Genomic DNA, 13,667 nt, shown 5'->3' with positions numbered 1-13,667 from the left:
ATACAATTACATAACTTCATCGTTTACTACGAAGTTTAAATAGGTGCCACCACCAATTTAAGGTTATGTATTGTTTCCTTGTCATGTTTCGTATGCTATTTGCGGGTGCTAATATAGAGTATTCTTTTTTTCGATACAACTCTTTCTCCGGTTATTTAGATTTATTAGAGTTCTTTATTCTCTACGCAACGGGCTAATCGGTCTTCCAGTTTCCCGATCTCCCGGTTTAGCAACTTGATCTCTTGATCCCTTTGGTGAATAAGTTCCTGTAAATATTCTATTTTTTGTTCTTTTTTGATACATTCTTCACAAAATCCGTAAGCGTTCCGGTTAATATGGCGGACGATTTTTTGATCATTAAACATATTTCCGGCATTGGTTATGAGCCAATTGGCATTTAATTCCGGATAGAGTTCAACAATTCGAATGATATGCTTTTCTGAAATTTTTTCTCTGCAATTGATCCAATTACTGACCTGTTGACGGGTTTTTAAACCTAATTGTGAGCGTAATTCCTCTTGACTGATATGTTTTTCTTCTAAGAAATCGTCAAGTCTTTGATTTATTGTCATATCCATGATAGAATGATTCTAAATTTCAATACATGTATTGATTTATATACATATTTATTCACAAAATCAATACTTTTGTCCTAAATATCGTTTATAATTTAATGATAAATATGGATAATTACCATAATTAGAGTGGCAGATTATTTAAAAGAGACTGTCATGCAACCAGACAGTATTTATAAAGTGTGCAGGGTGTCGATGATTCATTTCATCGGCACTTTTCATTTTCGGGGAAAAGAATAGGGGAAAGAGAGGGCTTCGGGTGAAACTTTTTAGGTATGTATCCGTAATGGAAAGTGTTGGAACAACTTGTTAATTTAAACTGGGAAAAAATGAAAACTTGTAGAAGAATAGGATGGATTAATTTGTTAATGGTCGTTGCGGCTTTAACGTTTGTTGCTTGCGGAAATAAGCAAAAAAATCAAAATGCAAATCAAAAGTCGGTAACGCAATCTCAGTCGGTTCCTGATTCTACGGATGTTGTTGTCGAGGAATCGGAGGTTCTTATCGTAACGGATAGCATCGCCCCCGATACGACGGCTCCGGTGAAGCAAATCAAGCCTACGAAGTAAGGAAAAGAGGCGGTCTCTTCACGAGACCGCTTTTTTTATAAGATCATTTGGGGCATAAATTCAAAACTGTTGTATTTGGGACGAAGCCGTTCCGTGTTATAGAATTTTTGGACGTCGACTAATTTTTTCGAACTGGTGACGATCTCGATGGGAGCGTTGTCGTAGCGACCGTTCCTGAGGATGACCAATCGTCCGTGTAATCCTTTGTTGATTAAATCCAAGGCGAGATTCCCGTATGCCATAGGAACAATAGAATCTAAAGCGTCCGGATCTCCGCAACGCACGAGATAACCTAATTTTTGGGTAATCGTGTCAATGGCTTCTCCCCGGTTGAATTGGGGGGTCAGCTCTTTTAATTGCCGAGAAATCAGGTCTCCTATTCCTCCCAACTTTTTATGTCCGAACATATCCTTTTCTTCACTTTGGAAAATCATATCTCCTCCGGAGTAAGTCGCTCCTTCTGAAACCAAGACGACAGAATACCTGCTTGGATTGGTAAACCGGTCTTCGCAGAGCAGCTCCGTCAACAGCTCTATATCGAACTGGTATTCGGGGATAACGCATCGATTGGCTGCTCCGGCTAACGTGGGTAACATGGCCGTGAATCCGGCGTATCGGCCGAACACTTCCAAAACCAGGATACGCTCGTGTGAACCGGCAGAGGTTCTTAGGTCATGAGTAAGGGAAATGGTTCTGGTGATACAGGTGCTAAAGCCGATACAATAATCGGTTCCGGGCACATCGTTATCCATCGTTTTCGGAATGGCGACAACTCTTACCCCTTCCTGGCTCAACCTGACCGCGTAACTGAGGGTGTCGTCTCCTCCAATGGGTATTAGAAAATCTACACCTATAAAATCAAGGTTCTTCAGTACTTCCGGTGTTAAATCGTTTATATCGTCCGTGTACTTATCTTGTAAATGTTCCGGAACGCTTGCTTTAGGTACATGGGATGCCCGTGTTCTCGAGGTATGGAGAAAAGTTCCTCCCGTACGTCCTGCTCTGTTTACGATTTCTTCCGTCAATTCGAAAAAGTTATCCGAATTGTCATACTCGGAATCGCGGATAATGTCAATGAGTCCTTTCCAGCCTCTCCGTATTCCGATTACTTTATAGCCTTCTCTCAGAGCCCTTATTGTTACGGCTCTGATGGCCGGATTCAGGCCGGGGACATCTCCTCCTCCCGTTAATATTCCAATGATTCCTTTTGTTTTTTGTCCTTTCATAGTATAGCTATTTTTGTGTTCGTAAATTCTCTTCTAATGTAAATAAAATTGTTCAATAGATACGGTAATTTAAGGTTTAAGTATGTATATTTGTCTGATTTTTGCACGATGGAACAAATATTTTTATTATGGAGAATCTTCGGATTATATGGGAAGGGTATGGGTTTTACGGGTATGTGGCGATTTTTCTGCTTTTTTTGTGGGGGATTCACCTGTTTTACGTCATATATAAGAGTGTCTCCGTTTTGCGAAAAGATAAAAAAAGAGAGGAAGGTTCGGGGGAAGGAGTTTCGGTGATTATTGTTTCCCATAATAATGCCGAGTTCCTAAAGAAAAATCTGCCGAGCTTTTTAATGCAGTTTTATGAAAATTACGAAGTGATCGTGGTTGATGAGTGTTCGGAGGACGATACTCAGGATGTTTTGGCTGAGATACAAAAGGCGTATCCTCAGTTACGTTATACGCGTATCTTTCCTGACACGAAATTTCGTTTTACGAAAAAACTGGCGATTAATATAGGAATATTGGCGGCGAAACATGACGTATTACTGTTTTCAGAGAGCTATTGTCGTCCTGCTTCCTCTTTTTGGGTAAGAACGATGCAATCCTATTTTGATAAAAATACGGCGGTCGTATTGGGATTTTCCAATTATATCGGGGATGAACCGGGGATAATGAAACGGCGGTGTTTCCGGTTATTACGTTTTTTAAAAATGTGTTTTCTTGTGAAATCGAAAAAATATATTTTGGGTGATGGATGTAACATGGCGTATAGAAAATCGTATTACATAAAGAATCGCGGTTTCACGGGAAATTCGCAATCATATTTAGGTTACGATAACGATATGGTTAAGGAATTGTCTAAGTTTGGAAAAGTTCGAGTGGTAAAAGACCCGAATAGTTATATGATTGTAGATGAAAACGATAAGAAGGGTGGAGTGGATGAGATTTCTTATTACTTTGCCAGTAAATTCAAATGGCCGATCGTGTTGCGTGCGCAAGTGGAAGGGGATGAGATTGTGCGTATTTTATTTTACGGCTTATCATTTTGCTTTATAATTATGGGTGTTTTTGTGGAATATTTATTAATATTAGTTCTTTTAACATTTTTATTAGATTTTATATTGTTAAATATTTACTCTAAGCATCTAAAACAAAGAAAATTATTCCTAACTTCGTTAGTCGTAAGTACAGTGGGTTTTGCCTATCGATGGTACTGGAATGGATATTCATTTTTTAACAGAAAGAAATGGAGATAACGAATAATTTATCAGAAAAAGCGCTTTATGATTATAAAATTGTAAAGCGAGCGATTGGGGGTGACGAAAAAGCTTATGCAGAGTTGTTTAAAAGGTATAAAGATTCCGTCTATTTCATGATATTGAAGATGGTGAATAACCGTACCGATGCGGAAGATTTGATGTTCGAAGCATTTGAAAAGGCTTTTGCGAGTTTAAATTATTATTCACCTCAATTTGCTTTCAGTACGTGGTTATTTAAGATCGCATCGAATAATACCATTGATTTTATACGAAAGAAAAAAGCTTTAACCGTTTCTTTAGATAAAGATGATATCAATCCGGACGACCGGGGATATATCAATAGTGTTCCGGCGGATGTATTGAGCCCGGAAGAAGAGACAATTCGTAAGCAACGCGCAGAATTCATGCGTGAAAAGGTGGCGATGTTGAAAGGACGTTATCGAAAATTGATCGAATTACGTTATTTTGACGAATTTTCTTATGAAGAGATTGCTCAGGAGTTGGCGATTCCCTTAGGAACCGTTAAAGCTCAGCTGTTTCGGGCAAGGGAGCTTTGCTGAATATTTTGCAAAATAGTGAAATTGCCCGGGAAAATGAGAGGATTTAAGTTTTTCCTGTTATTTTTTTTCTTTTATGGCATATATAGTGTTAACGGACAGGTTGAGAAGCAGGATAATCTGTTCGTTACGGGAGTAGTGTGCGATCGGGATAGTATTTTTCCGCTCCGGAACGCTCTCTGCCGACTGGATAGTGTTTACCGGGGGGTAGACGAGGACGGGCGTTTCGCTTTTGAGGTAAAGATGGGGGATACGTTGGTCTTTTCTCACGTGGGGTATGTGCCCGCGAAAATAGTAGTTAGCGATACGCTTACTCAAAGAGATTATCTGTTAGGGATTTTTATGACTCGGGATACTGTCTTATTGGCGGAGGTTGTGGTCATCCCCCGTTATGTATTGGAAGATTATAAGCCGGACCGCAGTATGGAGAATGCCTTATATAATGAAAAAGGGATTGTTGCCGGGGCTTTTTCTCCGGTAACGAAGATGGACCGGGAGATGAATCAGAAAATGCAGATAGAAAAATTTGCTCATACGGTAGAGAACAAGGGACATGTGGATGTCGGATTTGGAGTGGGGGTACAATCGATAAGGACGATTCGTAAGCTTTATATGTCTCGGAGATTACATGAACGGTTTCGCCCGATTCGACAGGATGAGGTGGACCTGTTAAAGAAAATTTTTTATGTAGAAAAAAGGGAAAAACGAGCCAACTAAAAGAAGAAAGACTATCTTTGTAACTGAAACTATTTCCACCGGGAAGTCCGTTTCCAGTTAATCGATTTATTAATAACAAAGTTATATTTTATGAAAAATTTTTCGATAGGATTAAATGTGTTATTGTTAGTTGCCGTGGTCGTGTTATATATTTTGCATTTTGCGGGAAATAATAGAGCAGGCAATGAATCGGAAGGAGTAAAAGTTGTTAATCCGGGGACTAAAATCGTCTATATCAATATGGATACCTTGTTGAGTAATTACACTCAATCAAGAGAATTGAATGAGGCTTTTTTGAAAAAGATAGAGAAGTATAAGACGGACATGAACGTGAAAATGAAATCCCTGGTAAAGAGGCAAGACGAATATCAACGTAAATTGGAGAATAACGGGTTCGTGACCCGGGAGAGTGCCAATCAGGAGTATTACGATATCGTACTCGAAAGTCAGAATATGGAGCGTTTGAAACAGGAGACTCAAGAGAATATACTGCGTGAGCAGAACGAAATTAATAAAAAGTTGTATGATGTTATTATTGCTTTTTTGAAAGAATACAACAAGGAAAAAGGTTATAATTTAATTTTGAGTACAACCTTGGGTGGAACTGTTTTTTATGCAGAAGACGGATTTGATATAACGCAAGACATATTGAAACAGTTGAATGCACAATATAAGAAGAAATAAATAGGATAGATAATAAAGAGAAAAGGCTGAATAAATCAGCCTTTTCTTTTATATGAAAAAGTTTATGGATTTTAAGTATACGATTGAAATAGTTGCCGATCCGGAAGAGGTGTTTGCAGCTTTGACGAATCCTTTTCAAATCGAGCTTTGGAGCGGTTATCCGGCACAAATGAAGGCGGAGAAGGGATTTGTTTTTTCTCTTTGGGAAGGAGATATCTGTGGTGTGAACTTAGAGATCGAGCCTTACAAGAGGGTGGTGCAGGAGTGGTTTTTCGGAGAAACAGAAAATCCTTCGGTAGTAACGATCGAATTGAAGAAGAAAAAAGAGACGACTCGCGTGGAGTTATTGCATACTCATATTCCGGACGAAGTGTATGATGAAATCGTGGAAGGCTGGAAAGAGTATTACTGGGGGGCGATAAAGGGGATGTTGGAAATGTATTGATATAAAATCAGTAAAAATGCGGATGTATTGAAAAAAAATGTATCTTATTTTTGTCGCTGAATAAATTTAAGAATTAGTCAGATGAGTAAATGTAAGATTTCCGAAGATTGGACCTCAGCAATAGTGGGGTGGTTTATCATTTTATTGATAATTTTTCAGTTGAAACCGCAGTGGCCTTCTTTTAGCTGGCCGGATGCAGATGTCTTGCTCAATAAGGTATTTGCTTTAGATAACGTGGGGCATGCTCTTTTGGTTTTTGGGTTTATGTTTATTATGGCGTTGATTGCCGGAAGAATGAACGGCCGTAGTTTTAGATCCGTTATCTATAGTTTCCCTGTCGTGTTCTTTTTGACGCTTTTGGCTATGGTCGTCGGCGGGAATAAATTTTTAAAGGATTGGGGACTGGAGACGGTGATATTCAGTTTATTAATCGGCCTTTTCATCAGTAATGTTTTTTCTATTCCCAAATGGTTGAAAGAGTCCCTTTCTTCGGAGCTTTTTGTGAAAATCGGATTGGTGTTATTAGGAACGACCGTATTGTTCGGAGACTTGTTGAAGTCCGGTTCGCTGGGGTTGATACAATCTTGTATCGTTGTCTTCGTGGTGTGGAATTTTTGTTTCTGGTTATGCAAGAGAATGGGTATCGATAAAGAGATGGCCTTAATGCTATCCAGTGCTGTTTCCATCTGTGGCGTATCGGCAGCCGTGGCAACGGCTGGAGCAATCAAAGGGGATAAAACCAAATTGTCCTATGTCGTTTCGTTGGTTTTGGTAGTGGCGGTCCCGATGATCATACTTATGCCGGCATTGGCTAAATTGCTCGATTTGCCGGAAGATATGGCCGGAGCATGGATCGGGGGAACTATCGATACTACCGGGGCGGTGGCCGCAACGGGCGCTATATACGGGGAAGTCGCTTTACAGACCAGTACCATTGTGAAATTTTCTCAGAATGTATTGTTGGGTATTGCCGCTTTTTTAATCAGCATATATTGGTCCTATACCAAAAAGGAGGTAGAAGGTGTAGAGGAAAAACCGACGTTAAAAGTGATATGGACCCGTTTCCCGAAGTTCGTGTTGGGTTTTGTAGCTGCTTCTTTGGTATTTTCTTTTCTGATAGACCCTGCCGTTGTGAGTGAGGCAAAACCGATTCTGAAAAATATTCAGGGTCTTTGGTTCGCCCTTGCGTTTACTTCAATCGGTTTGGAAACGGATTTCAGGAGTTTGATAACCTCCGAAAACAGACGTTCGACTTATGCTTTTCTGGGAGCCCAGGCATTTAATGTATTTTTTACCTTATTGATAGCTTGGCTGTTATTTGGTGTATTGAGTTGAGAATGATATTTTTAATTCTTCATTTTTAATAATATTCGGATATTGTTTATACTTTTGTGTGCAGTTCATGATGTTAAACCTAAAAATAATATAATATGAAGTTTTTTATTGACACCGCAAATTTGGACCAGATTAGGGAAGCTAATGATTTGGGGGTATTGGACGGAGTGACGACAAATCCTTCGTTGATGGCCAAAGAAGGAATAAAGGGAGTAGAAAATTGCAAAAAACACTATATCGAAATATGCAATATTGTAGATGGAGATGTAAGCGCGGAAGTGATCGCAACGGATTATGAAGGAATGATAAGAGAAGGAGAGGAATTAGCTGCTTTACATCCCAATATTGTGGTGAAAGTACCTTGCATCGCGGATGGAATTAAAGCGATAAAATATTTCTCTGGAAAAGGAATTCGTACGAATTGTACTTTGGTTTTTTCACCGGGGCAAGCTTTGTTGGCTGCTAAAGCTGGGGCTACTTACGTCTCTCCCTTTGTCGGTAGATTGGATGATATCAGTAGTGACGGCATTGAATTAGTAGAAAAAATTGTTGATATGTATGCTTATTACGGATACAATACCCAGGTGTTAGCCGCTTCGATTCGTCATACGCAACACATTATTCAATGTATAGAGGCCGGAGCCGATGTAGCTACCTGTCCGTTGAACGCTATCAAGGGATTATTGAAACATCCGTTGACGGATAGTGGTTTAGCTGCATTTCTGGCTGATTACAAGAAGGTGAACTCGTAAATCAGCGGGTTATGTTTGTACGCTTATTCGAGGATAATCCCAATGAAAGGGAGATTCGAAAGATTGTGGATTTGTTACACGACGGAGGCGTGATTATTTATCCTACCGATACGATCTATGCTATCGGGTGCGATATTAATAACGTGAAAGCGGTGCAACGGGTATCGGCCATCCGCGGCGTAAAAGCGGAAAAGGCGAATTTCTCGATGATATGTAAAGATTTGAGTAACATATCCATTTATGCAAAAGTGAATAATGAGGTGTTCCGGACGATGAAGCAGTATATACCGGGCCCTTACACTTTCGTGTTGCCTGCTACGAATAAATTACCGAATGTGTTGATGAATAAGCGGAAAACGATAGGGATTCGCGTTCCGAATAATTTTATAGTGCAGGCCATTGTAAAAGAGTTGGACGGGCCTTTGTTGACGACTTCCGTTAAGGGAGGTCCCGATGAAGAGGTCGAATACATTACGGATCCGGAATTGATTCATGAAAAATATGAAAAATTGGTAGATTTGGTCATTGACGGAGGGTACGGTAAAAATGTTCCTTCTACCGTATTGGATTGTACGGGAGATGAAATAGCCGTGATCCGTCAGGGATTAGGGGAATTATAAGACCTCTTTTATGCTATAACGGCGCTTTCTTTTAAGATAGCGCCGTTTTTTATTGGCTCGTTCCGGACCAATTATTTTTTCCAGAAAGTTCTGCTAAATAAAACGAGCACGGTGAAAACCTCGAGACGACCGACTAACATTAGGATGGCCAGGAATATTTTTGCAATACCGGGGAGGCTGGAAAAGTTACCCATCGGGCCGATCTCCCCAAATCCCGGTCCCACGTTACTCAGGGAGGTGATAACGGCGCTACAGGCTGTCGCGATATCTTTCGTGAAAAAAGACATGATAACGCTGGAGATGCCGAATATGAAGATGTACAGAATGGCGAAACCCATCACTCCGCTCATGATGTTCGGATGCACGCTTTTGTTATTGTATTTCACGTTAATGATGCCGTTGGGGTGTATGATTCGTTTCATCTCTATGAACGAATTTTTAAACAACAGGCTTAAGCGGACGCATTTCAGTCCACCGGAGGTGGAACCCGCCGAGGCTCCGACAAACATCAAGACGAAAATAATTATGCCCAAGAGAGGAGGCCACAGAAGGTAATCGGTCGTCGCGTAGCCGGTGGTCGTTTGTATGGTAACGACTTGGAACAGGGCATCGCGAATGCTTTTCTCTAAATCGGAATATCCGTTAAAATAGAGCCCTAAAGCGATGATCGTACTGGATACGACGACAATAAGAAAATAGAGTTTGAATTCTTCATCCCGGAAAGGATTGCGTATCTTTTTTAAGATTACGGAATACATGAGTCCGAAATTGGTTCCTGCCAAAAACATGAAGATAATGAATACATATTGAATATAGGCTGAATCCCAGTAAGCGATGCTATTTTGTTTTGTTGAATACCCTCCGGTCGCCATGGTGGTGAATGAATGACAGATTGAATCGAAAAGGTCCATCCCGCCTAAAAGCAAGAAACCCGTTTGCAGGATGGTTAAGGATAAGTATAGAGTCCACATGCGCTGGGCCGTCGACGTGAAGGTGGCCGTGAATTTATCGTGGGTCGGGCCTGTTACTTCCGCCACGAACATATCCCGTCCTTCAATCCCGAAACCGGGTAAGATGGCCAGCAGCAATACGATGATCCCGATACCTCCCATCCATTGGGTCAGGGAGCGCCAGAATAAAGTCGCGTGCGGTAGGGCCTCGACATTGTTTATAATGGAAGAACCCGTTGTGGTGAATCCGGACATCGTTTCAAAGACGGCATCGACAATAGAGGGGATGGTATTGCCAAACAAGTAAGGTAAACAACCGAATACGGTAAAAATGACCCAGGTAGAGGTTACGATAAAATACCCGTCTTTCTTTGCTAAAACCCGGTCCTTTACTTTTACCGTAAATGCCATAAGCGATCCGGCTGTCAAGGTGATTACGGTGGAGTAGATGAATGCCAGTAAATCGCTTCCCCCGTAAATTAAAGCGACAACGATACAAAGCATGAGAAAGGCACTTTCTACTAATAAAAGTTTTCCTATGATGTTTACGATAAATCGGAAGTTGATCATTTCTGAAAGAGCTTAATTACTTTTTTTACGGCATTGGGCAAAGCGAAAATAACCACGTTATCTCCGGCTGCAATTTGTACGTCTCCTTTGGCGATAATGGCTTCGCCATCCCGGATAACCCCTCCGACTGTGGCGTTGAGGGGAAAGTTTACATCTGCCAATGTTTTTTTGGTAATCTTGGAACCTGCTTCTGCTGTCAATTCGAAAACCTCCGCCTCGGAAAACGTCAGGAACTTCAGGTGTTTTACATCTACATTCATGGTATAGCGATAGATGTGTGAAGCGGCGATTAATTTCGTATTGACTAATGTTCCGATACCTATATTTTCGGCGAGATCGATATAATCGATGTTTTCTACTTCCGCCACGCTTTTTTTCACTCCTAATTTCTTGGCTAATAGGCAAGACAATATATTTGTTTCGGAGGAGTGCGTAACGCTGATGAACGCATCCGTATTCTTGATTCCCTCTTCCCGGAGGAGGGCAAGGTCCCTTCCGTCACCATTGATAACCAGAGTCGATTTTAATTTGTCGGCCAAGAGGATACATTTTTCCCGGTCTTTCTCGATAATTTTTACATTGTAATTTTTTTCCAGCAAGGAGGCTGCTTTCACTCCGATGCGGGAACCTCCCACGATAACGACATTTTTAATTTCGTATTGTGATTTTCCGCAGAGGGCAAAGATATTGGGTACATAAAACGGCTTCGTTACAATAAAGACCAAATCCCCGTACATGAATGAATCTAATCCTCTGGGAATAATGGTCCTGTCTGCCCTTTTGATAGCGACGACCCGAAAGTTCTGCGCTCCATAACGTTCTGCCATTTTGATCAGGGTCAGGTTCAAAACCGGGGCATTTTCCCACAGCTTAATACCCAGCAGCTGAAGCCTTCCGTCGGAAAATTCGTGTAATTGTCTTGACCCGCTTTGCTTTAAAGAGGCGACAATCTCTTCTGCCGCTAAACGTTCAGGATAGATCAAGGAGTCGATCCCGATCATTTTCAAATACTCTTTGTTTTCGTTTTCTAAGTATTCGCTGTTATTTACTCTGGCGATCGTTTGTTTCGCCCCTAATTTTTTGGCCAATATGGCTGAGTTGATATTCTGGTCTTCTAAATGATTTACCGCAATGAAGAGATCGCATTTGTTTACACCGGCATCTTTTAAGGCTCCGATAGAGGTACACGACCCCACGATAGACAACACGTCCAGTTGGTTTTCGAGCAATTCGAGTTTTTCCTGATCGCTGTCTATCAACATGATGTTATGCTCTTGCTTGCTGAGCATATTCGCGAGATGTGTCCCGACTTCTCCTGCTCCCGCTATAACGATATTCATTTTAGTTAGGTGTTATTTAAGCCAGCAAAATAAAGAATTATAATTTTAATACCATAATTTTGCCGAATGAAATTGCAATAAAAGAGCTATTTTAGTTTGAGTTGTAGCGATCCGTTTTCACTCGTGGTCTGCAAGGGAAGTCCTTTTTCTTTTGCCCATATCCTCCAGGCTTCAATGCTACGACTGTGATTGGAGCCGTCGAGGATGATTTTTTTCAATTGGCTTTCGGAAAGACAGGAGAGCTGGTGCGGAAGAATATTGCCGGTGATAACGAGGTAGTCGGTAGGAGGGATGTTCCGGGTTGAAGAGTCGGCAATATGTAATGAAAAGAAGGGAGAGATAAGCCGATTATGAAAACGTTGTATCTCGTTCGCGATGAAGCTGTGATGAGAAGGAATGGCTTTCAGACGGTTCGCTTCGATATAGGGAAGATGTCGTGAACGAGGATAGGTATTCTTTAAAAAGGTATAATATCCCTTGTAATTCAAAAGAATCATAGAGCTGTTATGGCGGTGATAGATAACGACCTCCTGATTGCTTTGTTTTTCGTATCGGGAGATACCGTTGAAGAGGAACAAAGAGAGAGAGACGAGGTATATGATATGTCGGATGTATGATGTGCGATTGGTTATGTAGGCCCGAAAAGACAAGAGGAGTAGGTAAATTAAAACGAGTTGTACGGGGGTCGGGTAAAGATTATCCTGCACGAGAGAAAAACGGTCAAAAATATGTAATAGGAATAAAAGAGATCGTTCTATACCTACGATAAAAGGAGAGACAAGCAAGCCGATACATCCCGGCAATGCAAGTATTAAAATCCCCCCGTATAATAGAGCAGTAGCCAAGGGGATGGCCGCGATATTGATGATAACGCTGTTTAACGTCAAAGAATGAAAATAGTAAGCTGTCAGGGGGAGGACGGCGATCTGTGCTGCTAAACTGAGAAAAAAAAGCGAACATATTTTTTGAATAACGACGGGCCGGCGGATGGATTTTACCCGAAAAACGGGATAAAGCAGTACGATTCCCGTGTATGCCGCGTAGGACATCTGGAAGCTTACGGAATAAAGTAGCGCCGGTTTTATCAGCAGGGTGAAAAAAGCGGAGGCCCCGACGGCATTTAAAGGGGTATGGTCTTTATGTAATAATTTACTTATGACAATAAAGCTTAAGATCGAGGCAGCCCTGCATGCCGACGGAGAGAGTCCCGATACGAAAGCGAACAGCCATAATAAAGGAATAAGCAGCCATTCTCCCTTTTTTAGATGAAGTACAGATAAAACAGACGTTAATAACAGATAGATAGCTCCCATATGCAGACCGGAGATCGCTAATAAATGGACTGTTCCGGTGGATTGAAATACTTTTCGATAATCCGGGGGGATATTGTATTTGTAGCCGAGACAAAGTGCTTGTAAGAGAGAGCGTGTCGTCGTATCTTTTACCGCGTGATTTAATTTTTCAAGTAACGCTTTCCGGATTTTTTGCGAAAGTCCCCAAAAGGAAGATCGGTGTTTGACGGGAGTCAGCGGAGAGAGTGCGATCCCTTGTAGATGAATTCCCTGTTGTCGGAGATAATCGTTGTAATCGAATTCATAAATGTTGGAACGGGAGGAGAGGGGAAATAGCCTGGCCTGGAAATAGAAACAATCTCCGATTTCCGGGCAGAGGGAATCCTTAACCTGTAAACGTATGCATAACGCTTTATTTTTTATGATGTAGTGACCGGGGGAGAATTGACCGGTATATTCTCCTGTTATGGCATAGTTTTTTCCGTTCTGGGGAATGGGAACTTCAGGGGAATGATTTCTATACGCGGCGAGGAAAAAGAGAAACAGGACAAGGGATAGATTTTGAAATAGAAAATTTCGGGATAGTAGGAAAGTGTATGCAATCGACGCGAGCGAGAGAAGTATACCTACCGTGTATCCTTGGAGCGCGAAGGCCGTTATATGGCTGCTCCATAAAATCCCGCCTGTTACCGGAAAGGATAACAGTATAAAAGGATATTTATGTTTGAATAAGGCAAACATACGCGATTCGTTTATAATGAATAAACTACGGC

General features: G+C 41.2%; 14 protein-coding genes. 9 read left to right on the top strand and 5 right to left on the bottom strand.

Annotation, left to right across the window (positions count from 1 at the left end; all coding sequences use genetic code 11):
* Positions 1-164 precede the first annotated feature (164 nt).
* Positions 165-578: a helix-turn-helix domain-containing protein gene (locus NVS78_RS11815; RefSeq protein ID WP_286359360.1), complete on the bottom strand. Its 414-nt coding sequence runs from the start codon at positions 576-578 to the stop codon at positions 165-167.
* Between the two features lie 326 nt (positions 579-904).
* Between NVS78_RS11815 and NVS78_RS11810 the strand changes: the two genes are divergently transcribed.
* Entirely contained in the window at positions 905-1,144 is a 240-nt protein-coding gene (locus NVS78_RS11810; protein WP_286359359.1) for a hypothetical protein, read from the top strand.
* A 35-nt stretch (positions 1,145-1,179) separates the two neighbouring features.
* On the opposite strand, the gene NVS78_RS11805 is transcribed toward NVS78_RS11810, so the two are convergent.
* Entirely contained in the window at positions 1,180-2,370 is a 1,191-nt protein-coding gene (locus NVS78_RS11805) for a 6-phosphofructokinase (protein WP_286359358.1), read from the bottom strand.
* A 128-nt stretch (positions 2,371-2,498) separates the two neighbouring features.
* Between NVS78_RS11805 and NVS78_RS11800 the strand changes: the two genes are divergently transcribed.
* The 8 genes from NVS78_RS11800 to NVS78_RS11765 all read left to right on the top strand — a co-directional run bounded on the left by NVS78_RS11800 (position 2,499) and on the right by NVS78_RS11765 (position 8,742).
* The gene (locus NVS78_RS11800) at positions 2,499-3,629 is read left to right on the top strand and encodes a glycosyltransferase (protein ID WP_286359357.1); all 1,131 of its coding nucleotides are present in this window, start codon (positions 2,499-2,501) and stop codon (positions 3,627-3,629) included.
* Positions 3,620-4,192 (top strand): RNA polymerase sigma factor, encoded by a 573-nt coding sequence (locus NVS78_RS11795; RefSeq protein ID WP_286359356.1) that lies wholly within the window; start codon positions 3,620-3,622, stop codon positions 4,190-4,192. The genes NVS78_RS11800 and NVS78_RS11795 overlap by 10 nt, the downstream gene beginning before the upstream one ends.
* 33 nt (positions 4,193-4,225) lie before the next feature.
* Complete coding sequence (locus tag NVS78_RS11790) at positions 4,226-4,906, top strand: peptidase associated/transthyretin-like domain-containing protein (RefSeq protein WP_286359355.1); 681 nt, start codon at positions 4,226-4,228, stop codon at positions 4,904-4,906.
* Positions 4,907-4,996: 90 nt separating this feature from the next.
* Complete coding sequence (locus NVS78_RS11785; RefSeq protein ID WP_286359354.1) at positions 4,997-5,590, top strand: OmpH/Skp family outer membrane protein; 594 nt, start codon at positions 4,997-4,999, stop codon at positions 5,588-5,590.
* Between the two features lie 64 nt (positions 5,591-5,654).
* The gene (locus tag NVS78_RS11780) at positions 5,655-6,035 is read left to right on the top strand and encodes an SRPBCC domain-containing protein (protein ID WP_041502512.1); all 381 of its coding nucleotides are present in this window, start codon (positions 5,655-5,657) and stop codon (positions 6,033-6,035) included.
* An 81-nt stretch (positions 6,036-6,116) separates the two neighbouring features.
* Entirely contained in the window at positions 6,117-7,370 is a 1,254-nt protein-coding gene (locus NVS78_RS11775) for a YeiH family protein (RefSeq protein ID WP_286359353.1), read from the top strand.
* A gap of 95 nt (positions 7,371-7,465) precedes the next feature.
* Positions 7,466-8,122, top strand: coding sequence for a fructose-6-phosphate aldolase (fsa, locus tag NVS78_RS11770; RefSeq protein WP_041502451.1), 657 nt, complete (start codon positions 7,466-7,468; stop codon positions 8,120-8,122).
* 11 nt (positions 8,123-8,133) lie between these two features.
* On the top strand, positions 8,134-8,742 hold the full coding sequence (locus NVS78_RS11765) for an L-threonylcarbamoyladenylate synthase (protein ID WP_286359352.1): 609 nt from the start codon (positions 8,134-8,136) through the stop codon (positions 8,740-8,742).
* A 71-nt stretch (positions 8,743-8,813) separates the two neighbouring features.
* Here the strand turns inward: NVS78_RS11765 and NVS78_RS11760 are convergent, their stop codons facing one another.
* The 3 genes from NVS78_RS11760 to NVS78_RS11750 form a co-directional block, all read right to left on the bottom strand.
* On the bottom strand, positions 8,814-10,262 hold the full coding sequence (locus NVS78_RS11760; protein ID WP_286359351.1) for a TrkH family potassium uptake protein: 1,449 nt from the start codon (positions 10,260-10,262) through the stop codon (positions 8,814-8,816).
* Complete coding sequence (gene trkA, locus NVS78_RS11755) at positions 10,259-11,602, bottom strand: Trk system potassium transporter TrkA (RefSeq protein ID WP_286359350.1); 1,344 nt, start codon at positions 11,600-11,602, stop codon at positions 10,259-10,261. Before trkA ends, NVS78_RS11760 begins: the two co-directional genes overlap by 4 nt.
* A gap of 86 nt (positions 11,603-11,688) precedes the next feature.
* A complete protein-coding gene (locus NVS78_RS11750) occupies positions 11,689-13,635 on the bottom strand; it encodes a ComEC/Rec2 family competence protein (RefSeq protein WP_286359349.1) in 1,947 nt (648 codons plus the stop codon).
* Positions 13,636-13,667: the final 32 nt, after the last annotated feature.

This window comes from Gabonibacter chumensis, assembly GCF_024741215.1.
Lineage (GTDB): Bacteria > Bacteroidota > Bacteroidia > Bacteroidales > Marinifilaceae > Gabonibacter > Gabonibacter massiliensis.
Note: the sequence above shows the minus strand (reverse complement) of the source record. Positions and strands in the feature narration are given on the sequence as shown.